Annotated in this window: 25 protein-coding genes and 1 pseudogene; 12 read left to right on the top strand and 14 right to left on the bottom strand. The window is 63.6% G+C overall.

The features are described from left to right. Positions 1 to 3: 3 nt before the first annotated feature. Entirely contained in the window at positions 4 to 1,398 is a 1,395-nt protein-coding gene (locus NA645_RS04100; RefSeq protein WP_256047823.1) for an FAD-binding oxidoreductase, read from the bottom strand. Between the two features lie 196 nt (positions 1,399 to 1,594). Here NA645_RS04100 and serA point away from each other — a divergent pair, with 196 nt between their 5' ends. Continuing rightward, on the top strand, positions 1,595 to 2,824 hold the full coding sequence (serA, locus tag NA645_RS04095; protein WP_256047656.1) for a phosphoglycerate dehydrogenase: 1,230 nt from the start codon (positions 1,595 to 1,597) through the stop codon (positions 2,822 to 2,824). Between the two features lie 60 nt (positions 2,825 to 2,884). On the opposite strand, the gene NA645_RS04090 is transcribed toward serA, so the two are convergent. The 3 genes from NA645_RS04090 to NA645_RS04080 all read right to left on the bottom strand — a co-directional run bounded on the left by NA645_RS04090 (position 2,885) and on the right by NA645_RS04080 (position 5,497). Then, positions 2,885 to 3,169 (bottom strand): hypothetical protein, encoded by a 285-nt coding sequence (locus tag NA645_RS04090; RefSeq protein ID WP_256047655.1) that lies wholly within the window; start codon positions 3,167 to 3,169, stop codon positions 2,885 to 2,887. 125 nt (positions 3,170 to 3,294) lie between these two features. After that, positions 3,295 to 3,615 carry a hypothetical protein gene (locus NA645_RS04085; protein WP_256047654.1) on the bottom strand — a complete coding sequence of 107 codons (321 nt, stop codon included), beginning with the start codon at positions 3,613 to 3,615 and terminating at the stop codon, positions 3,295 to 3,297. A gap of 184 nt (positions 3,616 to 3,799) precedes the next feature. Further along, positions 3,800 to 5,497, bottom strand: a complete 1,698-nt coding sequence (locus NA645_RS04080; protein WP_256047653.1) for an OPT/YSL family transporter — start codon at positions 5,495 to 5,497, stop codon at positions 3,800 to 3,802. A 277-nt stretch (positions 5,498 to 5,774) separates the two neighbouring features. Here NA645_RS04080 and NA645_RS04075 point away from each other — a divergent pair, with 277 nt between their 5' ends. From NA645_RS04075 to NA645_RS04025, 11 genes and pseudogenes are all read left to right on the top strand, one after another. Next, positions 5,775 to 6,359 (top strand): helix-turn-helix transcriptional regulator, encoded by a 585-nt coding sequence (locus tag NA645_RS04075; RefSeq protein ID WP_256047822.1) that lies wholly within the window; start codon positions 5,775 to 5,777, stop codon positions 6,357 to 6,359. Then, positions 6,347 to 6,760: a CsgE family curli-type amyloid fiber assembly protein gene (locus NA645_RS04070; RefSeq protein ID WP_256047652.1), complete on the top strand. Its 414-nt coding sequence runs from the start codon at positions 6,347 to 6,349 to the stop codon at positions 6,758 to 6,760. Before NA645_RS04075 ends, NA645_RS04070 begins: the two co-directional genes overlap by 13 nt. Before the next feature lie 108 nt (positions 6,761 to 6,868). Beyond that, positions 6,869 to 7,354 (top strand): curli production assembly protein CsgB, encoded by a 486-nt coding sequence (locus NA645_RS04065; RefSeq protein WP_256047651.1) that lies wholly within the window; start codon positions 6,869 to 6,871, stop codon positions 7,352 to 7,354. 21 nt (positions 7,355 to 7,375) lie between these two features. Further along, positions 7,376 to 8,305, top strand: a complete 930-nt coding sequence (locus NA645_RS04060) for a hypothetical protein (protein ID WP_256047650.1) — start codon at positions 7,376 to 7,378, stop codon at positions 8,303 to 8,305. Between the two features lie 34 nt (positions 8,306 to 8,339). Next, positions 8,340 to 8,939: a curli-like amyloid fiber formation chaperone CsgH gene (gene csgH / locus NA645_RS04055; RefSeq protein WP_256047649.1), complete on the top strand. Its 600-nt coding sequence runs from the start codon at positions 8,340 to 8,342 to the stop codon at positions 8,937 to 8,939. Positions 8,940 to 9,120: 181 nt separating this feature from the next. After that, entirely contained in the window at positions 9,121 to 11,001 is a 1,881-nt protein-coding gene (locus NA645_RS04050; RefSeq protein ID WP_256047648.1) for a polysaccharide deacetylase family protein, read from the top strand. A gap of 106 nt (positions 11,002 to 11,107) precedes the next feature. Then, positions 11,108 to 12,118 (top strand): SDR family oxidoreductase, encoded by a 1,011-nt coding sequence (locus NA645_RS04045; protein ID WP_256047647.1) that lies wholly within the window; start codon positions 11,108 to 11,110, stop codon positions 12,116 to 12,118. A gap of 136 nt (positions 12,119 to 12,254) precedes the next feature. Then, the gene (locus NA645_RS04040; protein ID WP_256047646.1) at positions 12,255 to 12,857 is read left to right on the top strand and encodes an outer membrane protein; all 603 of its coding nucleotides are present in this window, start codon (positions 12,255 to 12,257) and stop codon (positions 12,855 to 12,857) included. Positions 12,858 to 12,926: 69 nt separating this feature from the next. Then, positions 12,927 to 13,603: pseudogene (locus NA645_RS04035) on the top strand (response regulator). Next, positions 13,600 to 14,997 (top strand): ATP-binding protein, encoded by a 1,398-nt coding sequence (locus tag NA645_RS04030; protein ID WP_256047645.1) that lies wholly within the window; start codon positions 13,600 to 13,602, stop codon positions 14,995 to 14,997. Before NA645_RS04035 ends, NA645_RS04030 begins: the two are co-directional and overlap by 4 nt. 81 nt (positions 14,998 to 15,078) lie before the next feature. Continuing rightward, a complete protein-coding gene (locus NA645_RS04025) occupies positions 15,079 to 15,522 on the top strand; it encodes a ketosteroid isomerase-related protein (RefSeq protein ID WP_256047644.1) in 444 nt (147 codons plus the stop codon). Between the two features lie 84 nt (positions 15,523 to 15,606). Here the strand turns inward: NA645_RS04025 and NA645_RS04020 are convergent, their stop codons facing one another. The 10 genes from NA645_RS04020 to NA645_RS03975 all read right to left on the bottom strand — a co-directional run bounded on the left by NA645_RS04020 (position 15,607) and on the right by NA645_RS03975 (position 25,863). Further along, complete coding sequence (locus NA645_RS04020) at positions 15,607 to 17,253, bottom strand: complex I subunit 5 family protein (RefSeq protein ID WP_256047643.1); 1,647 nt, start codon at positions 17,251 to 17,253, stop codon at positions 15,607 to 15,609. Then, positions 17,250 to 18,746, bottom strand: a complete 1,497-nt coding sequence (locus NA645_RS04015; protein WP_256047642.1) for a complex I subunit 5 family protein — start codon at positions 18,744 to 18,746, stop codon at positions 17,250 to 17,252. Before NA645_RS04015 ends, NA645_RS04020 begins: the two co-directional genes overlap by 4 nt. Next, on the bottom strand, positions 18,743 to 20,179 hold the full coding sequence (locus NA645_RS04010) for a complex I subunit 5 family protein (protein ID WP_256047641.1): 1,437 nt from the start codon (positions 20,177 to 20,179) through the stop codon (positions 18,743 to 18,745). The genes NA645_RS04015 and NA645_RS04010 overlap by 4 nt, the downstream gene beginning before the upstream one ends. Next, on the bottom strand, positions 20,176 to 20,457 hold the full coding sequence (locus NA645_RS04005; RefSeq protein ID WP_256047640.1) for an NADH-quinone oxidoreductase subunit K: 282 nt from the start codon (positions 20,455 to 20,457) through the stop codon (positions 20,176 to 20,178). The genes NA645_RS04010 and NA645_RS04005 overlap by 4 nt, the downstream gene beginning before the upstream one ends. Then, positions 20,454 to 21,362 (bottom strand): hydrogenase subunit MbhD domain-containing protein, encoded by a 909-nt coding sequence (locus NA645_RS04000; protein ID WP_256047639.1) that lies wholly within the window; start codon positions 21,360 to 21,362, stop codon positions 20,454 to 20,456. The genes NA645_RS04005 and NA645_RS04000 overlap by 4 nt, the downstream gene beginning before the upstream one ends. Beyond that, positions 21,355 to 21,648 (bottom strand): cation:proton antiporter, encoded by a 294-nt coding sequence (locus tag NA645_RS03995; RefSeq protein ID WP_423836562.1) that lies wholly within the window; start codon positions 21,646 to 21,648, stop codon positions 21,355 to 21,357. Before NA645_RS03995 ends, NA645_RS04000 begins: the two co-directional genes overlap by 8 nt. Continuing rightward, positions 21,644 to 21,895 (bottom strand): monovalent cation/H+ antiporter complex subunit F, encoded by a 252-nt coding sequence (locus tag NA645_RS03990; protein WP_256047637.1) that lies wholly within the window; start codon positions 21,893 to 21,895, stop codon positions 21,644 to 21,646. The genes NA645_RS03995 and NA645_RS03990 overlap by 5 nt, the downstream gene beginning before the upstream one ends. After that, on the bottom strand, positions 21,895 to 22,389 hold the full coding sequence (locus NA645_RS03985; protein WP_256047636.1) for a Na+/H+ antiporter subunit E: 495 nt from the start codon (positions 22,387 to 22,389) through the stop codon (positions 21,895 to 21,897). The genes NA645_RS03990 and NA645_RS03985 overlap by 1 nt, the downstream gene beginning before the upstream one ends. Positions 22,390 to 22,508: 119 nt before the next feature. Beyond that, the gene (locus tag NA645_RS03980; protein ID WP_256047635.1) at positions 22,509 to 24,911 is read right to left on the bottom strand and encodes a glycoside hydrolase family 65 protein; all 2,403 of its coding nucleotides are present in this window, start codon (positions 24,909 to 24,911) and stop codon (positions 22,509 to 22,511) included. Then, positions 24,904 to 25,863: a PfkB family carbohydrate kinase gene (locus tag NA645_RS03975; protein WP_256047634.1), complete on the bottom strand. Its 960-nt coding sequence runs from the start codon at positions 25,861 to 25,863 to the stop codon at positions 24,904 to 24,906. The genes NA645_RS03980 and NA645_RS03975 overlap by 8 nt, the downstream gene beginning before the upstream one ends. Positions 25,864 to 26,090 lie beyond the last annotated feature (227 nt).

Here is a 26,090-nt window from a genome sequence, read left to right as displayed (position 1 = left end):
ACTTCAAACCGCGAATATCTTGCCGGGATTCATGATGCCATTGGGGTCGAACGCTGCCTTGATCGCTTTCATATAGCCGATCTCGGCCGGCGAACGGCTGTACTCCAGATAATCGCGCTTGGTCATGCCGACGCCGTGCTCTGCGGAAATCGAACCGTTGTACTTCTCGACGGTTTCGAACACCCACTTGTTCACCGACGCGCACTTGTCGAAGAACTCGTCCTTGGACAACGCTTCGGGCTTGAGGATGTTCAGGTGCAGATTGCCGTCGCCGATGTGGCCGTACCAGAGCACTTCGAAGTCAGGGTAATTGCTGGTGACGATGGCATCGATGTCGGCAAGGAAGGCTGGCACCTTGCTGACGGTCACCGAGATGTCGTTCTTGTACGGCGTCCAATGGCTGATGGTCTCGGAGATGTACTCGCGCAGCTTCCATAGGTTCTGCAGCTGCTGCTCGCTCTGGCTCATCACGCCGTCGAGCACCCAGCCCTCATTGACGCAATGCTCGAAAGTCGCCAGCGCCTGCTCGGCACGCTCGTCGGTGGTGGCCTCGAACTCCAGCAGCGCATAGAAGGGCGAGCGGGTCTCGAAGGGGGCCGGGATATCGCCGCGGCCAAGGATCTTGTCCAGGCACTTGTCGGAGAAGAACTCGAAGGCGGTCAGGTCCAGCTTGTCCTGGAACGCGTGCAGCACCGGCATGATCGACTCGAAGTCCGGTGTGCCCAGCACCATGGCGGTGAGGTTGGTGGGCTGACGCTCCAGACGCATGGTCGCCTCGACGACGAAGCCCAGCGTACCCTCGGCGCCGATGAACAGCTGGCGCAGGTCATAGCCGGTGGCGTTCTTGATCAGGTCTTTGTTCAGCTCCAGCAGGTCGCCCTTGCCAGTGACGACCTTGAGCCCGGCCACCCAATTGCGGGTCATACCGTAGCGGATCACCTTGATGCCGCCGGCGTTGGTGCCGATGTTGCCGCCGATCTGGCTGGAACCGGCCGAAGCGAAATCCACCGGGTAGTACAGGCCCTTGTCTTCGGCGAACTGCTGCAACTGCCCAGTGATCACCCCCGGCTGGCAGACCACGGTGCGGTCCATCGCGTCGAACGACAGAATCTGATTCATGTAATCGAAGGAGACCACCACCTCGCCGTTGGCCGCCACCGCGGCTGCGGACAGCCCGGTGCGCCCGCCCGAGGGCACCAGCGCGACCTTGCGCTCGTTGGCCCAGCGCACGATGGCTTGCACCTGCTCGACAGTCTTCGGAAAAACGATGGCCGAGGGCGCCGGGGCGAAATGCTTGGTCCAGTCCTTGCCATAGGTGGCAAGCGAATCGGCATCGATCAATACCTTGCCGGGCTCGACCAGGGTCTTCAGCTCATCGATCAGGGCAGCATCGGTCATCATGTGAACTCTCATTCGATTCATGGTCACCCTGAGTACGCTTCAGCTCAGGATATGGGTGTTTCGAGGGGGCCGTATGCTAGCATACGAGCCCCTTTAAGACGTGCCTCGGCAGACTTCCGACACCGCCATCACCGGGTCGGCCAGCCCTCGCTGGACACTTCAGTTATCCCTCGGCCTTAAGGTTTTAACGCAGATGAGCCAGACCTCTCTCGACAAGAGCAAGATCAAGTTCCTTCTCCTCGAAGGCGTGCACCAGAACGCTGTCGACACTCTCAAGGCCGCAGGCTACTCCAATATCGAGTACCTCAAGACCGCGCTGTCCGAGAGCGAGCTGAAGGAAAAGATCGCGGACGCCCACTTCATTGGCATCCGCTCGCGCACCCAGCTCACCGAAGAGGTCTTCGACTGCGCCAAGAAGCTGATCGCCGTTGGCTGCTTCTGCATCGGCACCAACCAGGTCGACCTCAATGCCGCCCGCGAGCGCGGTATCGCGGTGTTCAACGCACCTTATTCCAACACCCGCTCGGTGGCCGAGCTGGTACTGGCCCAGGCCATCCTGCTGCTGCGCGGCATCCCGGAGAAGAACGCCTCCTGCCATCGCGGCGGCTGGATCAAGTCGGCGGCCAATTCCTTCGAAATCCGCGGCAAGAAGCTGGGCATCATCGGCTACGGATCCATCGGCACGCAGCTGTCGGTGCTCGCCGAAAGCCTGGGCATGCAGGTGTTCTTCTACGACGTGGTCACCAAGCTGCCGCTGGGCAACGCGACCCAGATCGGCTCGCTGTACGAGCTGTTGGGCATGTGCGACATCGTCTCGCTGCACGTGCCGGAGCTGCCCTCCACCCAGTGGATGATCGGCGAGAAGGAAATCCGCGCCATGAAGAAGGGCGGCATCCTGATCAACGCCGCGCGTGGCACCGTGGTCGAACTGGATCACCTGGCCGCTGCGATCAAGGACGAGCATCTGATCGGCGCCGCCATCGACGTGTTCCCGGTCGAACCAAAGTCCAACGACGAAGAGTTCGAAAGCCCGCTGCGTGGCCTGGACCGCGTCATCCTCACGCCGCACATCGGTGGTTCCACTGCCGAAGCCCAGGCGAATATCGGGCTGGAAGTGGCGGAGAAGCTGGTCAAGTACAGCGACAACGGTACATCCGTGTCTTCGGTCAACTTCCCTGAGGTGGCGCTGCCGTCGCACCCGGGCAAGCATCGCCTGCTGCACATCCACCGGAACATCCCGGGCGTAATGAGCGAGATCAACAAGGTCTTCGCCGACAACGGCATCAACATCTGCGGCCAGTTCCTGCAGACCAACGAGAAGGTCGGCTACGTGGTGATCGACGTGGACAAGGAATATTCCGACCTGGCCCTGGAGAAACTCCAGCACGTCAACGGCACCATCCGCAGCCGCGTACTGTTCTAAGCGAACGTCAGCGGGTGAGTAATCAGGGAGGCTTCGGCCTCCCTTTTTCATAGGCAGCGTTTAGCTCGTCGGTGCGGAACCGGTGTCGGCGCCGCGGCGCTCGGGATCCGATTGGGGCCGCTGTTCGATCGGCTCGACCGGCGGTATTTGCGGCGGAGCTTCGAGCGTCGGCGGTCGCGGCAGGGATTCGCTTTCGTCCTGCCGCTCGATGACATCCTGCCGAGGCTCGCGATTGTCCAGCGGATGTTCGCGGCTTTTCTCCGGCAGCGTTGGACCGGTGCCGGTCGCCACGGCGGTGGACGCCAATGCCAAGGTTGCTAGAAACAACGGAATACGCAGGTCCATGGCTCACTCCTGAAAGTGGCAGCCCGGCGCCTCGCACGGTGGGTTCAACTAAACGCAGGCGTCGCACTGTTCAACATAAAAAGCCCCAGCCAAAGGCCGGGACTTTTCATCTGGCTGCAGCCACATTAATTACCTGCGCCGCCAGCACCGCCTGTGCCGGTTCCGGTTCCAGTTCCAGTTCCAGTCCCGACACCTCCGCCGGTCCCGGTACCTGTGGTATCACCAGTACCAGCGCCTGCACCGGATCCTCCATCGGTGCCCATGCCGGTACCGGTACCCGTACCGGTGGTCATTCCAGGACGGGTGTCATCAGTCATTGTTCCATCCATCGACTCGTTCATGGTGTCGCCGCTCATGGTGCTGTCGTGATCAGCAGTACCTGCCGCGAAAACAGCCGTGGACATCAAACCGGCCAGAGTCAAGGCCGCTAATTTTTTCGTTTGCATGTCACTCTCCTTTTTTGAGGCGTTACCTCTGTTCGGGCATCCGCTGGGCGCGGGGGTTGCATCGAGCGCATTACAAATTCTTTCCGACGGCGCAAAGGACCGAGCTAGCGCATTCGCTACCGACAACCGTTCGTCCAGTCACCCATGGCACTACCGTTGGTCGGTGCTCAGGTCAGACGCCGCTTCAGCTCAGCAACTGCGCCAAGGAGATGCCGATCCCGGCCATGCTCTCGCCCGCCACCAGTCCCGCGGCTGCGACGATGACGAAACGCTCGGCAAGACTCCCCCAGCGCGCCGCGAACAGCCAGGCCAGCAGCGCGCCAAGCATCATCATCAGCGAAATCGAGGCCGGGATGATGAACGCCAGACCCAGCGCCGCGGAACTCGGCAACCAGCGCAGACGCGAGGGCGGCAGCAGTCCTTCGAGCGTGCCCAGCAGCACGCCGGCAAGCGCACCGCATAAAATCGCCCAGCGAATGTCGCTGCCGATCGAACCCAACCCCGCCGTCAGCGCCTCGGCTACCGCCTTCCAGGTAGCGACGGCCGGTGCGGGCCATTCCGCGGTGATCAGCATCGTCTGCGGGTCGGGGATCAGCACCTGATAGACCAATACCCCCACCAGGCTGCCCACCAATATTCCCAGGCATTGCGCGATCGCCTGCCGCGACGGCGCCGCACCGATGGCGTGACCCACCTTGAAGTCGTTGAGCAGGTCCGTGCATTGCCCCGCCGCGCCGCCGGCGGTGTTGGCGCTCATTAGATTGATCGCCACCTGGCCGGGCGCAATCACAGCGAAGCTCAGCTGCGACAGCTGCCCGATGGCGCCGATCGGCGGGATGCCGGTGGCGCCGACTACCCGCGCCGCCACCATTGCCAGCAACAACGCCAGGGGAATCGACAATACGGCCATCAGCACATGGATACCGAACAGCGATATCTGCAGGACCACGACCAACCCCGCCGCCACTACCAGCCCGAGCAGCGGCAGCGCAGCCGGCCGGCGCAGCTGCAAACGGCTTTCCGAATCCCGGCGCGAGCGCAGCAGGCGCAGCCCGAGCGAGGTCAGCGTGGCGCAGACCATCAGACTGACTCCAGGCCACAACAGCCACTCGATCAGCAACGCGAACTGCGGCCCGCTGGCATCCGCAGGCATCGCCACCAGGCCTTGCGCCACCAACCACGGCGCGAGCATTCCCCAAGCGATCACCGCGCCGAGCAGCAACGACAGGCCGACGCGCAACCCTATGATTCCGCCGAACCCCACCAGCAGCAGCGACGGTTCCAGACTGAAGGTCAGGCGCTCCAACTGCGCACTCGGCGCCCAGCGCGGCAAGGTCCACAACAGGCTGTCGATCAGCTTGACCGCGGCCGCCAGCGCTGCCGCCGAACCCAGCACCAGCAGACGCCGAGTCGCCTCAGCTCCATGGCTGTAGATCTGCTGCATGGTCGCCAGCGTCGCCATGCCTTCGGGAAAGCGCAGCTGTGCCTCGACGATCAGTGACGGCCGCAGATACCAGGCGACCCAGATACCGAGAAAACTGACCGAGAACACCCAGGCCATCAGTGGCAAGGTTTCGAATTGCTGACCGGTGATCAGGGTGTAAGCCGGTATCGGCGCCACCAGGCCACTGGAGATGATCGAGGCTGCGGACGATGCGGTGGTCTGGTTGATATTGCTCTCGTGCAATGTCCAGGCGGGCCGACCCAGCATCTTCGACATGCTCTGCCAGAAGGCGAAGCCAACCAGCAACGCGATGATCGACATGTTGAACGACCAGCCGATCTTCAATCCGGAATAGATATTCGAAGGCGTCAGCACGGCGCCCAGCAGCAAGCCGGTGAGCAATGCGCGGAGCGTGAGTTCACGTGTGGGTCCGCTCATGCCGACTCCATCCTATGGGTGATTGACTCACCTTAGTCAATTCAACCCATTGGCCGTTTCGCCAACCGTCCGTCGGGTTGTCGTCATCCGGACGCAGATGCCAGCCTAATCCCCACCTGAACGCTGAACTTCGGCTTTTTCGGCCGGTCGTTTAGTAACTTTTCATCGGCAGCATAACGGCCCATACCAAGGATCGAACATGGACGACGCGGACCTCACCCACCTGGAAGCCCATCAGCCTACCGTCACCCTGCTTACCGGCAATGAGCTTCTGGGATTGTTTTTCAAGCATTTTCTCGGTGAGCAGGCCCAGCTGGACGTATCGCTCAACCGGCTCGAAGAGACTTCCAGAGGCGCCAGCGATCTCTATCTGGTCGACGCGGGCAACAGCCAGACCGAACAACTTTCGTCACTCATCGACCAGCTCGACGAGCAGACCCCCGTTGCGCTGGTGAACATCGCTGCGGAACAGGCCGAACAGCTCGTCGACAAGCACCCAGGCATTCGTGGCGTGTTCTACAGCCACGCCACGCGTGAGCATCTGCTCGATGGCATCCAGGTATTGCTCGATGGCGGCGACTGGCTACCGCGGGTCCTGACCGAGCGCCTGCTCAGCCAGTGGCGACGCATGCGCCAGATGGCCGGTAGCAAACCGTCACTGACCCTGCGCGAGCGCGAGATTCTCAGCCTGGCGGGCAAAGGCCTGTCCAATGCCGAGATCGCCGAACAGCTGTGCCTGAGCCCGCATACCATCAAGAGCCATATTCACAATCTGTTGCGCAAGATTGGCGCCTCCAACCGTGCCGAGGCGGCATTCCTGCTACGTGGCCGGCTGGACTGGTCCGAGTCATGTCACGCCTGACACTCGGCCTGCTGCTCCTCTGCCTGCTCGGCCCGTTGCAGGCAGAGGAGCAGCAATCGGCTCAAGCCAGGAGCGAGGCGGAACTGAGCGGGTTGATCATCGACAACACCATCTCCCGCTTCGGCCATGACTTTCACCGGTATCTGAGTTTCCAGCTGCAGGACGCCGAAGAGCTGGAAAATGACCTGGTCGTTCGCGAGCGCCCCTCGGCGCGCTGGGGCAGCCTGGTCTGGGTGGAATATGGGCCGCGCACCGTCTATCGCCGATTTCTACAGCCGAACATGACCGAAATCGAGGCGATCGCAGAGGACGCCGCGCGGGTGATCCTCGAGGACATCAGCCGTAGCAAGCTGCAAAACCTGCTGCAGGACACCTTCGACATGGATCGGGACGAGCTTTGAAGGATTAATCCGCACCGCACGTCACCGTGGATTCTTTTTGCACCGTTCGATGGATGTTCAGCCCCGCTCCGCCAATCAAGAATCCGAGCACTATTTCGAGGTGCCTGCATGGAACGTCTAGCGCTTTTTCGTCGCGGCTTGTTTGCCGCCCTCCTGCTGTCTGCCAATATCCCCGTTCATGCCGCCGATCTGATGGACAACGCCGATTTGGCCGTCGGTTCGTTGAGCCTGAGCAACCCGGCGGCGCTTGGCCCGCAGCTGGTCGATGGCCAGACCGCGCACGTGCTGCAGCAAGGTAGCGACAACTTGGCCGATCTCAACCAGCTCGGCGAGAACCAGCTGTCCAGCATCGTTCAGCAAGGCAGCGACCAGCAGGCCTTCATTCTCCAGCAGGGCGAAAACCAGCTCGCCACCATCCTTCAGATCGGCCAAGGCAACATGGCTGACATCAGCCAGATCGGCAGCGACAACCAGGCCGCGATCGCCCAGGTGGGCTCCGACAACAATGCCAGCATCGAACAGCTCGGTAGCGGCCTGAGCAGTAGCGTCATTCAATACGGAAGCGGGCAGCGCGTTCAGATCGTCCAACACTAATAACAATTGAAAGGAAGCAACATGCGCTACTTGCACCCCATTGCGCTTGCCGTGCTGCTTGCGGCCGCCAGCGATCTCTACGCGGACAACAGTATCGAGCTCGAACAGATCGGCGATACCAACAGCGCCACTGTCGATCAGACCGGGCTGCTCAACCAGGCCGTCATCAGCCAGCACGGCAACGACAATGACGCCAGCATCTATCAAGGTGACATTGCCGAGTCGAACCAGGCGGGCATCGAACAGCTCGGCAACGGCAACAGCGCCTCGATCTACCAGGCACTCGACAGTCATTTCTCCACCGCAAGCGTCTATCAGCAGGGCAACGGCAACCGCGCCGAAGTCGAGCAGACCTGGCGAGTCAACGAGCTACAGATCAGCAGCATCGGCAACGACAACTACGTCTCCGCCACCCAGACCGGCTTTGCCAATGCGCACGCCAGCCAGATCGGTAATGGCAACTCGCTCAGCTTCGTTCAGAACGGCTCGTTCCACGGCTCGTCGCTGGCCGTCTATCAGGTCGGTGATGAGAACCTCGCCAATATCCAGCAGGACGATGGCAATGGCCTGCAGCTGATACAGACCGGCACGTTCAACGTTGCGCAGGTCCAGCAGCTGGGCTATTTCAATGAACTCGACTTCAGCCAGAGCGGTGATGACAACCTGCTCACCGTCGAGCAGAGCGGTCGCGGGCAGAGCATCCAAGGCTCATCCGCAGGCACCGGCAACCGCATCGATATCGCTCAGGCCTACGAAGGCAACGAAGCCGCGGTACTGCAGAACGGCACGGACAACCTCGCGTCGATCAACCAGATCACTGCCTACAGCCAGGCGGCGATTTCGCAGCTGGGCGCGTCGAACCAGGCCTTCATCATGCAGAGCGCCGAAGGCGTGAGCGCGATCATCCAGCAGACCGGCAGCGGTAACATGGCGACGATCAACCAGCAGTAGTCACCGGGGCGGCAAAAACAGATAGGGCATCGTTATGTTGAGCGCCGCACTGGCGACATGGATATTGGCAGCCGCACCCTCCCCGGTCGACGCCCAACTTGAGCTGACCCCCGATGGCAGCGGTCGCGTCAGCTTGCGGCTGTGCTTCACCAGCCAGCAGCCCCACCAGCTGCGCTATCAATTGGAAGTGACGTCCACCGGTTCCGCCGGGACCAACCGTTCGCGACAGGCAGGCGAATTGGTCAGCGGCAGCAACCGTCAGTGCCCGCTGAGCAATCGAGTCAGCCTTTCCGAAGATGGTCGACTGGAGGCGGTGTTGAACTGGTCGATCGATGGCCAGCCGCAAGCGCCGATACAGCGCAGCTACCCGACGACGGCACCTGCCAGCCCGCAACCGCAATCAACGCCGCCCGGCGAGCCTGCGCAAGCAACCGAACGATTGATGGCCTCCGCTCACAGCCACCGTCCTGACCGGCCGACGACTCTTCAGACACGTGACAGCCTTAGCGGCTCGTTGCGCGTAATCCGGCGACTTATTTCGATCCCCTTCAACTCGACAAGCTTGTCGAACTTCCAGCCAATGAAAACCAGCAGTATCGCCGGTGCAGCGGATACAGACGAAAGATGCGGCTGATGATCGCGCTTGAGCACGTCGGTGCCGAACTCACATCCGCCGTATGCGGGAACCAAGCCGTACGAAGCGTTCCGTTGCTTTGCAAACAGCGCAGCTCATTGGCGGTCGGCACGGGGTGGACGAGCCTCGGGTTTGTCCGTACGGTCTAGGCTTCCTGTCGAATCCGGACGCCGAGGTTTTCTTGCCACGTTGGTGCCATCCCTCGAACCTCCTTCGCGCAGCTGTCGCTTTAGGCATCGCCGCCCTGCTCGCGCTCGGGCTGGCGGCGTATCTCGAACGCAACACCTTTGCCCGTTTCGACAGCCTGAAGGGTCCGCAGAGCCACAGCCAGATAGCAGCCGATACGAGAACCGACTGGCGCATATACAAGAACGGTGAGACCTCGCGGCTGGCGATCTTGCTGACCGACGAAGACTCCGCCTGGCTCGGGCTCGCGCATGGTTTGAGGAGCATTGGCGTGCCGTTCACCATCACTCGGGACGCGGCGGCGGCCACCCGACACAAAGTGGTGCTCGCCTACCCGACCATCTCGGGACGCATGCTCGACGAACAGGCACTGGTCGCGCTGCGCCAGCACGTAACACGCGGCGGCACGCTGATCGCCACTCAGGTCCTCGGTGGTGGCATGCAGGATGTGTTCGGTTTCGACGCGGTAAGCGAATCACGCAGCCACCACCGTATCGATTTCGACGCCGCCGCATCGGCCACGGAGCCATCACTGGGCTGGCTGAACCATCCGCACGAGCGGTCGGTGCTGCTTGGCAACCCGGATAACCCCGACAGCTGGATCGGTACTCAGGTTTACCAAGACGCCGAGACAGTCCTGGCGCGCTTTGACGACGGCTCGCCAGCGCTGATTCGGCGTCAGGATGCGCGCGGTGGCTCGGCCTATGCGCTGGGCTTCGACCTTGGTTTCTTCATCATGCGCGCGCACGGCGACCGCAACGACCAGGGCTATCGCAGCTATGCCAATCACTACGAACCCTCCGTAGACGTCTGGCTGCGCTGGCTCCGTGAGCTGTACCACCAGCACGAGCCGCTGGCCGTCACTCTGGACACGGTGCCCGAAGGCAAGCCGCTCGCAGCCGTGGTGACGTTCGACGTCGACTTCGTTCAATCGATGGAGCATCTGTTGGTCTATCGAGACCTGCTCAAGCGCCTGCAGGTACCCGCGACCTTCTTCATCCAGACCAAGTACTACCGCGACTTTCAGGATGAAGGTTTTTTCAACGACAGAACGCTTGAGGCGATCGCTGAGCTGCAGCGCGCCGGTATGGAGATCGCCAGCCATTCGGTCAGCCACTCCGACATGTACGCCGCGGTTTCCCTCGGCGATGGACGCGAAACCTATCCGGACTACCAGCCGAGGGTGAAGGCCGAGGGCGACACCCGAAACGCCAGCGTGCTGGGCGAACTGCGCGTCAGCAAATTTCTGCTCGAACAATTGAGCGATTCCGAGGTGGTCTCGTTTCGCCCCGGTTACCTGGCCACGCCGCCGAGCCTGCCGCAGGCGATGGAAGCGTCGGGGTATCGCTTCGGTTCGTCCGCGACGGCCGGCAACGTGACGACGCACCTGCCCTACCGCAGCAACCACGACCGACTGTATGGGCGTGAGACGTCGGTCTACGAATTTCCGATCGCGGTGGAAGATGAACTCCCGCCAGTGATGGACCAGCGCACCGACGAGGCCGTTGCGCTGGCGCACCAGCTTGCCGCCTATGGCGGCAGCTTCGTCATCCTTGTGCACCCCAACGAGACCGAGCACAAATATCGCTTCCTGGAAAACGTCGTCCCGCGCCTGCAGCCCTTCGCCTGGTTCGGCACCCTGGCGCAGCTGGGTGGTTGGTGGGCCGCGCGTGATCAGCTGGGCATCGACGTCGCCCGGGAGAAGTCCGCCACGGTCATCAGCCTGACCAGCGCCGAGCCAATCGACAATATCAGCATGCGATTGCCGGCAGGCCTGAGCGTCAGCGGCCCGACGCCGACCGCTGAACTGCTCGAGGGCAATCGCCTGCTGATCAAGCATCTGCCTGCCGGGACGACACGGATCCGTCTGCAATGACCGGCGCTCTCTGACGAGCATCGCCATCCATCGTCTGCTCGGAACCTGCAACGGGCCTATGGCTTCTACCGAGCCAACCCATCGTTGCTGCTACCGAGGAGATCCCATGCGCATTTCCCTGAAACCCTTGCATGAACAAGTCATCGTCATTACCGGCGCCTCAAGCGGGATCGGCCTGGCGACAGCCCGCCTCGCCGTAGAAAGAGGCGCCCGGGTTGTGCTGGTGGCACGCAACGAACTCGCCCTGGCGGATATCCAGCGCGACCTGAACGCGGGCGATCGGGTCCTGCATGTGATGGCTGATGTCGGTGAACGCGAGCAGCTCGAACACGTCGCCCGGCAGACCATCGAACATTTCGGCGGCTTCGATACCTGGATCAATAATGCCGGCAGTTCGGTCTGGGGGCGCTTCGACGAGGTCAGCGATGAAGACCACTACCAAGTCATGCAAACCAATTTCTGGGGCACGCACTACGGGTCGTCCATCGCCGTGAAACATCTGCGCGAAAAAGGCGGAGCGTTGATCAACATCGGCAGCGTGGAGTCCGCCAATGCCTTGCCGTTTCATGCCAGCTACAGCGCCAGCAAGCATGCTATCAAGGCCATGACCGACGTGCTTCGCGTCGAGCTGCAGAAGTCCCGAACGCCGGTATCGGTGACGCTAGTACGCCCGTCCTCGACTGACACCCAGTTCATGGATCATTCGAAAAATCAGCTACCCAGCGCACCGGTGTTTCCTCCGCCGGTCTACGCGCCGGAAGTCGTCGCACAGGCGATTCTCCATGCGGCTGAGCATCCGCAGCGCGACGTCTATATCGGCAACGCCAAGTTGCTGTCAAAGCTGGCGCAGAATGCCCCGCGCCTGGCCGACTGGATCAACCGCACCTTTGTCTACGATGCCATCCAGAGCGGACGCCCGGACCGGCACCCTCGCGGCGCACTCCACGCCAGTGATGTCGGCAGCGCCGGCGACGGCAAGGCCAGCGGCGATTATCCAGGAATGGTGCTGACGCGCAGCCTCTACACCCGCGCCACGCAACATCCCGTCGCCACAACGGTGGCCGTGGCGGTGGGCGCAGCGGCGTTGGTCGCCTTGCTGGGACGCCGCGGGCGTTAGCGGGTCAACGGCGCAGCCCTCGCTGCGCTGTCTTGGCCAGTCGTTCAGCTCAGGTTCAGCCAGGGTTCAGGCGTCGTTCAGCGGGTCGCAGGCAGGATGCAGACGTGACTTTTCCACGCCTGCAAAGGAGCAACACATGAACAAGCTGCACACCCTCGCCATCGCCACCGGCTTGAGCCTCTTCACCCTGGGCGCCCATGCCGCCGAGAACTTCGCCGGTCTCACCTGGGGCAAGAGCACGGTCAATATCGACCGCTCCAGCACCCTGAAGCAGAACATGGGCCAAGACCGCTTCGATGACATCATCAAGAACAGCGGCACCTGGGGTATCCGTGCCGGTCAGATGACCGATGAGGCGCGCTACTATGCCACCTACGAAAACGTCTCCGACGACTACGGCAGCGCACTCAAGCTGCGTCAGCAGAACCTGATCGGCAGCTACGACATGTTCCTGCCGGTCGGTGATACCACCCGTCTGTTCGGCGGCGCCAGCGCCGGTCTGACCAAGCTGGAGAACGAGTCCAGCGGCTACAGCCGTGACAGCGACATCGGCTACCTGGTTGGCTTGCAGGCCGGCGTTCTGCAGGAGCTCGGCAACAACGCGTCGATCGAAGCCGGCTACCGTTACCTGCGCAGCAACGCCGGTACCGAGGTGTCCGAGCGCGGCGTCGGCAAGGTTGGTTCGATCGACGTACACAGCAGCAAGCAGGCCTACCTGGGCGTGAACTATCACTTCTAAGCCACACGGCTTGCCTTAACAGGACCACGGCCGGGATCGTCCCGGCCGTTTGCATGATAGGAGCCGCAAATGAAAGTGCTGGTGGTGGAAGACGAGGCGCTGTTGCGCCACCACCTGTTGACTCGCCTGAGCGAAAGCGGTCATGTGGTCGATGCGGTGGCCAATGCCGAGGAGGCGCTCTACCAGACGCGCGAATTCAATCATGACCTGGCGGTGGTCGATCTCGGCCTGCCGGGTATCAGCGGCCTGGACCTGATCCGTCAGCTGCGCAGCAATGGCGAACGCTTTCCCATCCTCATCCTGACTGCGCGCGGCAACTGGCAGGATAAGGTCGAGGGGCTCGCAGCCGGCGCTGACGACTATGTCGTCAAGCCGTTCCAGTTCGAGGAGTTAGAGGCGCGGCTCAATGCACTATTGCGTCGTTCGTCCGGCTTCACCCAAGCCAGCATCGAGGCCGGGGCGCTGAAACTCGACCTCAACCGCAAGCAGGCCCTGGTCAATGACGAACCCCTGGCATTGACCGCCTTGAATATCGCATCCTCGAATACCTGATGCGCCACCAACAGCAGGTGGTAGCGAAGGAACGCCTGATGGAACAGCTGTACCCCGACGACAACGAGCGCGATGCCAATGTCATCGAGGTGCTGGTTGGGCGTTTGCGGCGCAAGCTCGAAGCACAGGGCGGGCTGAAACCCATCGATACCGTTCGCGGCCTGGGCTATCTCTTCACCGAGCGCTGCCGATGAGCCTGCGCTGGCGCCGCTGGCTGGTTGAGCTGCGAGCCTCACGCAACGGCAGTCTTTCGCTGCGCCTGCGCCTCATGCTGGGCGCGACCTGCCTGGCCGTCCTGTTCATGCTCGCCCTGCTGCCGGTGCTGCAGGCTGCGTTCAGCCTCGCCTTCGAGCGCGTCATAGAAGAGCGGTTGGCCGCTGATGCCAACACGCTGATTACCGCTTCGCGCATCGAAGAAGGGCAGCTGGTAATGCCGGATCGGCTGCCGGACGAGGAGTTCGATCTGCCGGATGCCAAGCTGCTCGGCTATATCTACGACCCGCAGGGCAACCGGCTGTGGCAGTCGCGTTCGGCCGAAGATGAAAGCATCGACTACCGGCCGCGCCTGCACGGTGACGTCACAGAATTCCAGCGAGTGCGTGACATCGAGGGCGTTGAATACTTCGTCTACGACGTCGAGCTGCGCTTGACCAACGACGATCGCCAGGCCTTCAGCTTCGTCACCATGCAACCGACCAGCGAATACCGCAGCCTTTTCGAGGAATTCCGTCAACAGCTCTATCTCTGGCTTGGCGGGGGCTTGCTGGTGTTGCTGACGCTGCTTTGGCTGGGCCTGACCTGGGGCTTTCGCTCGTTGAAGCGCCTGAGCCATGAATTGGACCAGGTCGAGAATGGACGGCTGGATCGACTCAGCGATCAGCATCCAATGGAACTGCTACGCCTGACCCGCTCGCTGAACCGGCTGCTCGATGGCGAACGCCGTCAGCGTGAGCAGTACCGCAATTCCTTGGGCGATCTGGCCCACAGCCTGAAAACACCATTGACCGTGCTGCAAAGCGTGGGCGAGGTGATCAGTGCGCAACCGGACAACCGCGAGCAGGCGCGCGTCATGCACGCGCAGATCGAACGCATGAGCCAGCAGATCGGCTATCAACTCCAACGTGCGAGCCTGGGCCAGAGTGGCCTGGTGCGGCACCGAGTTGAGTTGCAGCCGCTGCTGGTGCGCCTGTGCAGCACACTGGACAAGGTCTATCAGGACAAGCACGTGCGGGTCGACCTAGACATTCCACCGAGCGCCACCCTGCCGCTGGAGCAAGGCGCCCTCATGGAGCTGCTGGGCAATCTGCTGGAAAACGCCTACCGGCTCTGTCTGCATCAGGTACGCATCAGCCTGCAGGAAGACGCCGAGTACCTGTTGCTGAGTATTGAAGACGACGGCCCCGGCGTTCCGGTCGACCAGCGTGCTCGCATCCTGCGTCGCGGCGAGCGGCTGGACGCCCAGCATCCCGGCCAGGGCATCGGTCTGGCGGTGGTCAAGGACATTCTCGACAGCTACGGCGGTGAGCTCAGGCTCGATGATTCCAGCCTTGGCGGCGCTGCGTTCCGGCTGCGATTGCCGCTCGAATAAGCCGATGAAGGACATCCCGCTCTGCCCGCTTGCCGTGGCTGCTGCTAAAGTTCGGCTTTCCGCCACCTACGGACGCTTCAGATGTCACCGGACGGCAGCAAGAAACTGGTTCGCAAGCACATAGACCTGACCTGGAACCGCGGCCACATGGCCCTGGCCGAGCAGCTGCACAGCAAGGATTTTCTCTACAAAAGCTCCTTCGTTGGCCACCCCATGGCCAGCGCCGAGTTCGCGAATATGGTCACTCAGATTCGCGCAGCCATGCCCGATCTCGAAGTGGTGATCGAGGAATGCGTCGCAGAGGGCGACAAGGTCGTCACCTGGAGCACGCTGATCGGCACCATCGAGAATCCGGCGCTCGGCTATCCGCCGAGCGACAAGGTCCTGAGCATCTCGGCCATGGCGTTCTGGACCCTGACCCCTAGCGGGCAGATTCGCAGTATCTGCACTATGTTCGACATGGAGAGCTTTCGCTCTCAGCTGGGTCTGCCCACTCGCACCTATGCCGAGAAAGCCTTGCCCTGAAGAACCGCCGAAACGAGCAGCCTTAAACGGAAGTTGCAATTCTTACCGTAAGTGGTTGGCAAGCGCTTCTGGATTTAGAGTGACTCACCACAACCAACCCAACCACAGCAAAGCCACCAGCAACCAGGTGCTTACGGCGAGCGTGCCGGTATTACACAAGCGATTCCAGTGCCTTTCCCGATGCCGCCAACGGGATTGGTCAGGGTCGACATTTGGCACCCTCAGCGGTGGCCGTTGCAGCAGTCGCTTGAGCCAAAGCGAAATCACCAGCGCCGGATTCGGCAGCGCGGTCAGCCGGGCCGGCACCTTCCAACCGAATTTCAGCGCCACCCCGGCCAAGGCCATTGCCAGCAGCAATGGCCACGATGCAGCCCAGATGCCACTCGAATACAAGCCGTGCAGCATGGGTTCGCGCAAAGCAGGCCAGAGCCAGGGCAGCAGCAGTGCCAGGCTGCTAAGCAAGGCCCAAGGCAGCAGTTGCCGCAAAGGCGGCCGTGAGGCTGGCGCATCACGCGCATCACGGCGCAGCAGCCACAGCGCACGGATCAGCAACAGAGCGGTGGTCAGGCTGCCAAGGCTCAGCCAGACCAGCCAGGACTCGAACTCACCGCCATGCCAGACCTCCTTCAGCGCCGTCTTGACCGCACCACCGCTGGTCAAGGGCAAACCGATGATCGCCAGCGCCGGTATTGTCAGCAGCAGCCAGCCGATACGCGGCAAGCGTCCGGCGTGGATCAAGCCTGCAGAAAGAAACAGCGCCCCCTTGGCCAGGCCGTGATGCACGCCGTAGAGCATCAGTACGACCGTCAGCGCCTGCGCTTGCTGAGGATGCCGCCAGGCCAGTGCCAGGATCATCAGCAGATAACCCATCTGACTGACCGAAGAATAAGCCAACACCGCCTTGGCCTTGTCGCTGGTCAGTCCCAGCAGCGCTGGATAGAGAGCGCCGAAGATGCCGATGGCAAGCAGCACATCCGCCCAGTTCGACAGCAGCGGATCACCCTCCGGCAGGCAGCGCCACAGGCCGAGAAAACCCGCCTTGAGCATCGCCCCGGAAAGCACCGCACTGGCGGGTGCAGGTGCCGCTGGGTGTGCCAGCGGCAGCCACACGTGCAGCGGCCAGAACCCGGCTTTCAGGCCGAGGCCGATCAGCAATAGCAGCAGCGTCAGGCCGTCGATGGGCAGCGTTCGCCAGGCGGCAAAGGCGAAACCGCCGTCGGCGGCATGGCTGCGCAGCATCAGTGCAGCGAGCAGGGCCATCTCGCCACAGATCGCCAGTTGCAGATACAGGCGCCCAGCGCGGCGCGGGCCTGGGCCGCGCTGATGCACGATCAGCCCGTAGGCGGCGAGGCTCATGACACTGAAGCCAAGGTAGAAACTCAACGCATCGGTGGCGATGATCAGCAACAGATTGCCGGACAGCGCCAGCGACCAGAACGTCCAGAAGTGCCTGCGTTTGGGGTCGTCTCGCTGACTGCTGCTGGCGAACACCCCGGCGCAACCCCAAAGCAATGCGGTGAAGCCCAGCCAGGCGCGGGTCAATTCATCATCCGCACCCCAGCGCACGCCCTCCCAGAGCATCGGCAGATCCAGTGCCGGCATCGGCCAGATGACCATCGCCAACGCTGGCATACAACCGAGCCAAAGCCAGCCGGCTGCACGCTCGCGAAACAGCAGCAGCGCGCCGACCAGCAAAGGCGCCAGCGGAACGAGCAGCCAAAGCCCGCTCATATCTCGAATTCCCTATCGACGATCAGCTGCGCCCAGCCCAGCGGACTCAGCGCGGTGCCGGCCAGCAAACCGACCAGCAACGCCAGCAGCGCGGTAAAAAGCGCCGGTAGCAGCAACATCCAGTGCGTCTCCCAACGCTCCTCGCGCCAGTTGTCTTCATGCCAATCGGCCGGTTCGGCGAACCAGCCACGCCAGAGCAGCGGTAGGAAATAACCGGCGTTGAGCAGCGCCGACCCCATCAGCACCAGCAATACCCAGTCCTGGCCTGCTTCCAGCGCGCCCATGCCCAGCGCCCATTTGCTGACGAAACCGGCAATCGGTGGGATGCCTATCATCCCCAGCGCTCCGATGCTGAATGCGGTCATGGTCAAGGGCATGCGTCGACCAACGCCGTTCATCTCGCGGATGCGATGAATGCCCAGGGTCTCGGCGAAATTGCCGGCGCAATAGAACAGCGTGACTTTCATCAGGCCTTGGTGCACCAGATGCGCCAGCCCACCGACCGCCGCGATCGGCCCGAGCAGCGCCACGCCAAGGGTCACGTAAGACACCTGACTGATGGTCGAGTAGGCCAGACGCTTCTTCAGCTCCTGTTGCTGCAGCGCACGCAGCGAGCCGTAGAGGATGGTCGCCGCCGCCAACCACAGCAGCGGCCCGGCCATATCCAGTCGGGACAGCGCCTCGGCGCCGAACACGTCATAGACCACCCGGATGATGCCGAACGCGCCCGCCTTGACCACCGCCACTGCATGCAACAACGCACTGACCGGCGCCGGCGCCACCATCGCCTTGGGCAACCAACCGTGTAGCGGAATCAGCGCCGCCTTGACCCCAAGGCCAGCGATGAGCAAGACGAACGCCACACGCAGTGCCAAATCCTGCTCGCCGACCTGTTCCAGCAGATAGCCGCCAGGCTGGAAATCCGGCCCGCCCGCCAGGCCGTGCAGCAGCGCCACCCCCATCAACACCAGCGCTCCGCCGCCTACGGTATAGGCCAGATAGACGCGTCCGGCCCGCAGCGCTTCAGGCGTGCCACGATGCACCACCAACGGAAAGGTCGCCAGGGTGAGCATCTCGTAGAACAGCAGGAAGCTGACCAGATTGCCCGCCAGCGCCAGCCCCACGGTGGCACTGACGCAGAGGCTGAAGTAGCCGAAGAAGCGTGAGCGCAGCGGCGAGTTTTCCAGATAGCCGATGGCATAGACGGTCGTCGCCATCCATAGCACCGAGGACAGCGCGACGAACAGCAGTGACAGCGCATCGGCCTGCAGCACCAAGGGCGCGCCGGGCAGGAACGGCAGGCTGAAGCGGAACTCCAGGCCGCGGCTGACGCCGTAGATCATTGCCCCCACCAACAGCAGCTTGACGCCCACGCCCAGCAGGTTAAGCACCACACGGGTGCGCTGCTGTTCCTCGCGCAAGATGAAGATGAGCAGCCCCGGCAGCATCGAGCTGAGCACGATGGCTAACGGCAGCCAACTGGTCCAGGTCATCGCTCCACCCCGCCAAGCCAGAGCAGCAGCGGTTCGCTGATCAACGCCAGGCTCAAGGCCAGCAGCGCCGGCAGCATTGCCAGCCACTGCGCGAGGCGGTCCGGTACGACGCTGGGCGGATTCGGTCGGGCGCGGTCGAAGCCCAGCGCCACCACGCGAAATACGTAGGCGGCGGACATCAGCGTGCCGAGCAGCACGCCGAATGCCCAGGGCCAATGCTGTGGCTGCTCGAACAGCGGTTGCAGCAACAGCCATTTGGCGAGAAAGCCGCCACTGGGCGGCAAACCGATCAGGCTGGCGCCGGCTACCGCGAAGGCCGCCATCGCCACCGGCATGTTCTGGCTCGCGCCTTTCAATGCGCGCACCCGCCGCGTGCCAAGAACCCGCTGCAATTCGCCAGCGGCGAGAAACATCGACACCTTAGCCAGGCCATGGGCGATGACGAACAGCCACAGCGCGGCGGTCATGCGCGGTTCCTGCCAGTGCAGCAGCAGACCCAGCGCCAGCAAGGCGTAACCCAGTTGCGCGACCGTCGAATAGGCCACCAGCATCTTCAAGCGCGGCGCGCGCAGAGCCGACCATCCGCCGGACAGCAACGCCAGGATGCCCGCCGCGGCAAACAGCACGCCGGCCTGGCGGCCCAGTTCGGGCGGCGCGATCTGGGTCCAGACCAACCAGAGAATGTAGATCGGTCCCTTGACCACTAACGCCGAGAGCAACGCGCTGACTGCCGTCGGCGCGCCGGAATGCGCGGGCGGCAACCACAGGTGCAGCGGCCACAGCGCCGCTTTCAACATCAATCCGACACTCATCAACAGCAGCGCCAGCCGGGTGCTGGCATCCGCTTCGGCCAGTTCCGCCAGCAGCAGAATGTCGAGCACACCGTAGCGGCCATACAACAGCGCGACGCCGAACAGGTAGGCAAGCGATCCGGCCAGCGACAGCATCAGGTAGTTGAACGCCGGGCGGTAAGCCTTGCGCCCGGCCAGCGCCACCAGCGCAACCGCCGTGAGGCTGAGCAGTTCGAGGGTGACGTAGAGGTTGAACAGATCCGCCGACAGCCACAAGGCGACCAGCGCGGCGTGCAGCAGGCAGGACAAGGGCCAGTAATCCTCATTGCCGGTGGCGTGCGGGCTGCGCGCGGCGTAAAGCGCTACCAGCAGGTGCAGCCCAGCGGTGAAGACCATCAGCAAGGCGGTCAGCGGCGTGAGCTGGAAGCGGATCGCCAGCGGGGTGTCCCAGCCGCCAATGTTCAGCAGCTGCGGTCCCAGCTGCATGACGTGGTGTAGGGCTGCAGCCGCGGCGAGCAGGCTGGCGAAGGTGATTGCAATCACCCACGGACCCTTACGCCGCAGCTGTATCCCCAGCAGAAGCAGACCACCCAGCAGCGGCAGCGTCAGGCTCGCCAGTGCAAGCGTCAGTGCCGGCGTCATCGGCGCTGCTCCCGGTCGTCCTGCACCGCGCCCGCCAACCGCAAGGCAAGAGCCGTGGCGCTGACCGCCACCACCAGGCCGGTGACCACCAGCGCCACCAGCACCGGGTCGCTCGGCTGACTGCGCGTCGCCAGGGCGATCATTACCAGAAACACCCCGCTGCCCATCAGATTGAACGCGATGATCCGCCTCAATGCCTGGCGCAGGGTCAGCAGCCCGTACAGCCCGAGTAACCAGAGCGCGGCGCCTACACCCATCCAGAACAGTGCGCTGCTCATGACGATTCCTCGCCTTCGCCGATGACCAACAGGCTCAGACTGGCGGCGATCGACAGGGTGGCCACGGCTTCGATCAGCAGAATGATGAGCTTGGCCGAATCGTCCGGGTAGTTCAGCCAACCCTCGCCCAGCCAGGCGGTGACGATGGCCACGCCGATGAACAGCAACAGTCCGCCCAGCACCAGCAGCCGCAGCGGAGCGAACGACCAGCGCAACCTCGGCAGCAGGGCCGACAGGCGCAGCAGCACCACGCCCGCAGCGAGCAGCGAACCTGCCTGGAAGGCACCGCCCGGCGAGCTGGCGCCACGCCAGAGGATGTAGCCCGCCGCCAGCACCAGCAACGGTGCCAGCACCCGTGCCCAGGCACGCAACAGTGGCCAGGGTTCGGCCAGATCGAGGCGGCGCGGGCCGAGCTGTCGTGCACCGAGCAACGCCAGCAGCAGCACGGCCAGTTCGAGCAGCGTGTCCCAGGCCCGCACGTTCAGCAGCACCGCCGTCACCGGATGGCTGACACCGGTGCGCGGCATCACTCGGTCAAGCTCATCGGGCAGCGTTGGCGTGCCGTCGGCCAGCGGAGCGAGGCCTTGCAGCAGCATGAACAGCAAAGGCAACACCACCAACGCTGCCGCCAGCCGCTGACGGGTCGGGGTAATGTCCGGCAATTCCTGGCGACCCGGCTGACGCGCCAGCGCGGCAAACAGCAACACGCCGGTCAGCCCGGCGCCGATGGCAGCCTCGGCCAGCGCAAGATCCGCCGCGCCCAAGCGTGCCCAGATCACCGCCATCACCATGCCGAAGGCAACGAACAGCAGCACGCTCGCATAGAGATTGCGCCCGTGTAGCGCGCCCAGGGCGAGCGCAAGCAACAGCAGACCCAGCGTGCCGTCGAACAGCCAGTCAGTCATCGTCCGGGTCCTCGCTCGCCTGGCGCGCCAGCAGCTGGCAGGCGGTGGCGCTGGAGGCCATCAACAGCAGCCAGATCAGCAGCATCTGCCCCACTTCGAGCAGACTCTCGGCGCGGATCGACAAGCCGGCGACCACCAGCCCGAGGCCGAGGGTATCGGCCTTGGTGAGGGCGTGCAGCCGGCTGACCGCGTCGGGAAAGCGCAGCAGGCCGATGCTGCCGGCGGCAAAGAACAGCAGACCGCCGAGCAATAGCGCCCAGCTCAATGCGTCGAGCAAAAGATCAATCATGGTGGCTTTGCCGCAACAGTTGCACCAGCGCGGCACTGGCGACCGCCGCCAGCAAGCCCAGCAGCAGCGCCACGTCACGCAGCGCGGGCTGTTCCTGCCATTGCGCCATGACCAGCAGCAGCGCCGTGCCGGCGGTGCCGAACAGCTGGATCGCAAGGAGCCGGTCCACCCGCTTCGGGCCCAGCACGACGCGCACCAGACCGACGCCGATGGTCAGCAGCAAGAGTGCCGAATACAGCGCCATCAGGGCTCATCCCGTGCGGGAAGCAGTCGGGTCAGCCGCTGTTCCAGCTCGATCAGCGTCGCTTCCCACGGCTGCCGCTCGTCTAACACATGCATACGCATGCAGCCGGCATCGATCCGCGAAGCCAGCGTGCCCGGCAGCAACCCGACCAGCGCCGATAGCATTAGCCGCGTCCGCGGCGATTCGCAGCGCAGTCGGTAATCAACCCACGCCGGCTGCAGCGACCGCCCTGGATGCAGCGCGCGCAGCGCCACGTCCCAGGCACCCAGCGTCATGTGTTTGAGGACGAACCAGACGAAGCCCGGCAGGCTTACCAGCGAGGGTTGCCAGGACCGCAGACCCAGCCAGAGCGACAGCCCAACGGCGAGCAGCACGCTCGGCACGCCGATGGCCCAGCCGCTGCCGTCGACGAACAGCGCCCAGATCACGGTATAGAGCAGCGTCCAACCCAGCCCATCGATCCAACGGCGGCGCGATCCAGTTTCTCTGCTCACAAGGTCTCCTTTCGGCTGATCGAAGTGTCGATCCGAAATCCTCCATGGCGTTCCGTCGCGCTGGCGATGGGCTTGTTTCGTGGCATTGCACAGTGAATGAGCGCCCGAGCGCCGGGCGCTCACTCCGCTGCCCGACACGGCATCCGCAGTGACTGGCCCGGTTCGAGCTGCTCGCGACCCGCCGCGTGATGCACGGTTACCGACCGGTCGTTGGCGCTGTCAGCCGTCACCGTCAGCCAGCCATCGTCCAGCTGCAGATGCAGGCACGCCTGACGGTAGAACAACGACAGCGCCACGTGCCGCAGCTCAGCCGGAGGCATGGGGAAAACATGCAGGCCATCGAGTTCTGGCCGCACGCCGAGGTAGCGGCGCTGCAGTACATCCAGCGACCCGGACATGGCGCCCAGATGCACGCCTTCCTGCGTGCCTTCATCGCCCGGCGTACACAGATCGACATCCAGGGTTTGCTGAAAATAAGTCCATGACGCCTCGCTATCGACTTCGGCCAGAGCGCCGGCGCAGCTGACGTTCGACAGGCTCGACTCGTGAGTCAGGCGCGCCAGATGGTAGGCCAGCGTGCGATGCAGGGCGTCCTCGTCGTGCCGATAGCCGAGCCACTGAAAAAGCGCCTGATACTGATGCTGCGGCAGCAAGTGGTGCGCCATCAGCACATCCGCCTGCTTGGTCAACTGATAGCGGTCGCAACTGTCGTGCTGCGCTTCGAGCATCCAGTCCAGCCGCGGATGGTCGCCGTGCAGCCACTCTTGCGGAGGCGGTTCGAGCTTGTCGAAACCCTCGAACTGGCTAAGCACCTCGTCCTCGACGAAGGGGAGATAGATGCGCCGGCTGATCCGCTCCCAGCCTTCCACCTCTTCCGCTTCGAGTTGCAGCCTGTTGCGCAGCGCACCGGCCTTGTCATCGGGGAGCAACTCGAGTACCTGTCGCGCACGACATAGCGTCCAGACGGCCATGAGATTGGTATAGGCGTTGTCATCCAATCCGGGCTCCGCCGCGCCGGGATAGCCGTTGTGATACTCGTCTGGGCCGATCACGCCACAGATCAGATAGCGCTGCCGAGACTCGTCGAAGCGCGCCAGGCTGGTCCAGAAGCGCGCCACTTCGATGATCAGCTCCCCCACCGACCCGGCTAGCAGCGCCTCGTCACCGGTGGCGAGATAAAGCTGCCACGCATCGAACGCCACCGCCGAGCCGATATGGCGCTGCAGGTGGGTGTGATCGGGCATCCAGCGCCCCGACATCGGGTTGAACTGCCATGGCGGGGTTTCCTCCTCGCCACTGTCGGCACTGCGCCAGGGAAACATGGCGCCGCGCAAACCGGCTCGACGCGCCCGTTCACGGGCCGTATCCAGACGTCGATGGCGATAGTCGACCAGGTTGCGCGCCAGCTCGGGAAAATGGGTGACGAGAAACGGGAAGGCGAACAGCTCATCCCAGAACACTTGGCCGTAGTACCCCTCCATCCAGCCGCGCGGGGGAAAGCCGAGATCCTTGCCGACGCTGTTCCCTGACACCGTTTGCAAGAGATGAAAGGCATGAAAGCGCAGCGCCAGCTGCAGCTGGGCATCATCCGATTCGATCGGCATGCGCCGCCACAGCTGCGCCCAGGCATCGGTGTGCGCGCGTTGCAGGTCGTCGAAATCAGCCTGCGGCAGTTGCTGGAGCACCTGCTCGCGCGCGTGATCATCGTCGGCTGGCCGCTCGTCATCGACCTGCACCAACACCCGCTTTTCGATGACCAGCCGCCCGTCCGCCGGCACCGTGCATTCAGCCTGTTGGATGAGCCGCTGCTCGACCTGCTGGCCATGCCAGTGCGATTCCTGCCCCGGCGTGCGGAGGCCCACGGCCATCGCCAGGCGGCGATGGTTGTCGTCGACGCTGGCACTCAGCGCAGCACGCCCCTGCTCGTCGTGCTGGATGGTTAACGCGCCGAGACGTCGCCCTTCGTACGCGTCATTGCGGGGGATCGCCGCATTGGTCACGCCGCCATCGAGGATCGCGCGAAGACGGATGCGAGCGACGTCTCGCGGTACCTTGAGCTCCCAACGCAGCACCGCCAGCTGTGGCGAGGCCATGCTGACGAAGCGCGTCTCGTGCAGCCGCACCGCATGGCCCGCCAAGACGAAATCCAGCTCGCGCTCCAGCAGGCCGTTTTCCAGCGTCAGGCACTGGCGGTACCCGCGCAGTTCGACACCGTCGAGGCTGTACCAGTCGCCGTCGTCCAGCGCGAAGCTCAGGCCGAACGGGTCGGGCAGGTTGACCAGCGCGGCCATCCGCACCGCACTGCCATTGACCTCGCGCGGAGCATCGTCGTACCAGCCGGCACGGTACAGGCCGGCGTAATGGTCACCCCCATCAGCCGAATGCAGGGCGGCTGCCTCCGGCGCGCAGGCGCGGCAGCCCAACAGGCCATTGCCCAGTGCCAGCAGCGCCTCGCGCCGGCGTTCGTCATCCGGGTCGTAGCTATCGAAAACCACTTGGCTCGGAGCGTTCGACTCAGTCATGCAGCACCCTCACAGCACCCAACAGCTGCTGCGCCATCGAGGCGACCTGTTCACGATCGGGATACGCCGGCTGCGAGCCATAGGCGGTGACGGCTAGATTGGCTGCGGCCACGCCCCAAGCAGCGGCTTCGCGTGGCGCGCGCCCCTCCAGCAACGCGATGGCGAAGACGCCGGTAAAGGCATCGCCGGCGCCCGTGGTATCGACCGGCTCCACCTGCCCCGGCGGAATATGCGAAACCTCCTCGCCACAGGCCAGGACGCAACCGCCATCACTCAGCTTGATGCAAACGATCTCCGTGCCGGCCCGCTGCAACTCACGCGCGGTATCGGCAGCGGCCTCGATGTTGTCGACCGGATACCCGACCAGCGCTTCGGCCTCGTCGGCGTTCGGCGTGATCGCGTGCAACATCGGCAGCAGGTCGCGCTCCAGCCGATCCGGAAACGACGGATCGAGCACCACCGGGATGTCTCGGCGCGCCGCGGTCTCGACGGCGCGCCGCACCACCCAGGCGGGGATTTCGTAGTCGAGCGCCAGACGGGCCGGGGTCTCGCAGCTCTCGATGCATGAACAGATGGCATCGGCGGCCGCCTCGTCCCAGCAATCGTTGGCATTGGTCGCCAGCACGATGTGCTTCTTTGCATCCGGCGGCACCATGATCATCGAAACGCCAGTGGCCTGGCCCGCCGCGCGACCGACGCCGTCGATCTCTATCCCAGCCTCGCGCAATGGGCCGAGCGCCTGCTCGGCCAGATCGTCGTCACCCACCCGACCCAGCAGGATGCTGCGATGGCCGAAGCGTGCAGCGAGGTAGGCGGTATTGCTGGCCTTGCCGCCGGACAGGCGACACAGATCATGGGCCAGCAGGGTCTCGCGACCGCCGGGCGGTTCGTCGACCCGCACCTGAAAATCGGCATTGATGCTGCCCAAGGACAACAGCGTTAGGCGCTCCATGAACATGCTCCGGTGGTTCAAGCTCGTCCTTTAACGGACCTGAACGGCTGGCCAGGGTTCGCGTTTCGCTACCTTATCGGTCAGCTCTGACCAATCGCGGGAAGCGCCCGCCCCGCTTCTTTTCGCACTTCAACGCGCAGGCGGCTCCTACCGATGCGAGGCAATCGGCGGGAACCCATTGGCGCCGCGGCCGCTCGAACCTCAATCGCCAACACTGGCGCAGCGCC

The organism is Stutzerimonas stutzeri, assembly GCF_024448955.1.
GTDB classification, from domain to species: Bacteria; Pseudomonadota; Gammaproteobacteria; order Pseudomonadales; family Pseudomonadaceae; genus Stutzerimonas; species Stutzerimonas stutzeri_AQ.
Note: the sequence above shows the minus strand (reverse complement) of the source record. Positions and strands in the feature narration are given on the sequence as shown.

Bases quoted from the DNA above. Each gene is read 5' to 3' on its own strand.
- NA645_RS04090 (WP_256047655.1), bottom strand. From the start codon at position 3,169: ATGGACCTGCGTATTCCGTTGTTTCTAGCAACCTTGGCATTGGCGTCC.
- NA645_RS04080 (WP_256047653.1), bottom strand. From the start codon at position 5,497: ATGAGCGGACCCACACGTGAACTCACGCTCCGCGCATTGCTCACCGGC.
- NA645_RS04065 (WP_256047651.1), top strand. From the start codon at position 6,869: ATGGAACGTCTAGCGCTTTTTCGTCGCGGCTTGTTTGCCGCCCTCCTG.
- NA645_RS04010 (WP_256047641.1), bottom strand. From the start codon at position 20,179: ATGACGCCGGCACTGACGCTTGCACTGGCGAGCCTGACGCTGCCGCTG.
- NA645_RS04070 (WP_256047652.1), top strand. From the start codon at position 6,347: ATGTCACGCCTGACACTCGGCCTGCTGCTCCTCTGCCTGCTCGGCCCG.
- NA645_RS04045 (WP_256047647.1), top strand. From the start codon at position 11,108: ATGCGCATTTCCCTGAAACCCTTGCATGAACAAGTCATCGTCATTACC.
- NA645_RS03975 (WP_256047634.1), bottom strand. From the start codon at position 25,863: ATGGAGCGCCTAACGCTGTTGTCCTTGGGCAGCATCAATGCCGATTTT.
- NA645_RS04015 (WP_256047642.1), bottom strand. From the start codon at position 18,746: ATGACCTGGACCAGTTGGCTGCCGTTAGCCATCGTGCTCAGCTCGATG.
- NA645_RS04040 (WP_256047646.1), top strand. From the start codon at position 12,255: ATGAACAAGCTGCACACCCTCGCCATCGCCACCGGCTTGAGCCTCTTC.
- NA645_RS04025 (WP_256047644.1), top strand. From the start codon at position 15,079: ATGTCACCGGACGGCAGCAAGAAACTGGTTCGCAAGCACATAGACCTG.
- NA645_RS03990 (WP_256047637.1), bottom strand. From the start codon at position 21,895: ATGGCGCTGTATTCGGCACTCTTGCTGCTGACCATCGGCGTCGGTCTG.
- NA645_RS04030 (WP_256047645.1), top strand. From the start codon at position 13,600: ATGAGCCTGCGCTGGCGCCGCTGGCTGGTTGAGCTGCGAGCCTCACGC.
- csgH (WP_256047649.1), top strand. From the start codon at position 8,340: ATGTTGAGCGCCGCACTGGCGACATGGATATTGGCAGCCGCACCCTCC.
- NA645_RS04100 (WP_256047823.1), bottom strand. From the start codon at position 1,398: ATGACCGATGCTGCCCTGATCGATGAGCTGAAGACCCTGGTCGAGCCC.
- NA645_RS04005 (WP_256047640.1), bottom strand. From the start codon at position 20,457: ATGAGCAGCGCACTGTTCTGGATGGGTGTAGGCGCCGCGCTCTGGTTA.
- NA645_RS04060 (WP_256047650.1), top strand. From the start codon at position 7,376: ATGCGCTACTTGCACCCCATTGCGCTTGCCGTGCTGCTTGCGGCCGCC.
- NA645_RS04085 (WP_256047654.1), bottom strand. From the start codon at position 3,615: ATGCAAACGAAAAAATTAGCGGCCTTGACTCTGGCCGGTTTGATGTCC.
- serA (WP_256047656.1), top strand. From the start codon at position 1,595: ATGAGCCAGACCTCTCTCGACAAGAGCAAGATCAAGTTCCTTCTCCTC.
- NA645_RS04020 (WP_256047643.1), bottom strand. From the start codon at position 17,253: ATGAGCGGGCTTTGGCTGCTCGTTCCGCTGGCGCCTTTGCTGGTCGGC.
- NA645_RS04000 (WP_256047639.1), bottom strand. From the start codon at position 21,362: ATGACTGACTGGCTGTTCGACGGCACGCTGGGTCTGCTGTTGCTTGCG.
- NA645_RS03980 (WP_256047635.1), bottom strand. From the start codon at position 24,911: ATGACTGAGTCGAACGCTCCGAGCCAAGTGGTTTTCGATAGCTACGAC.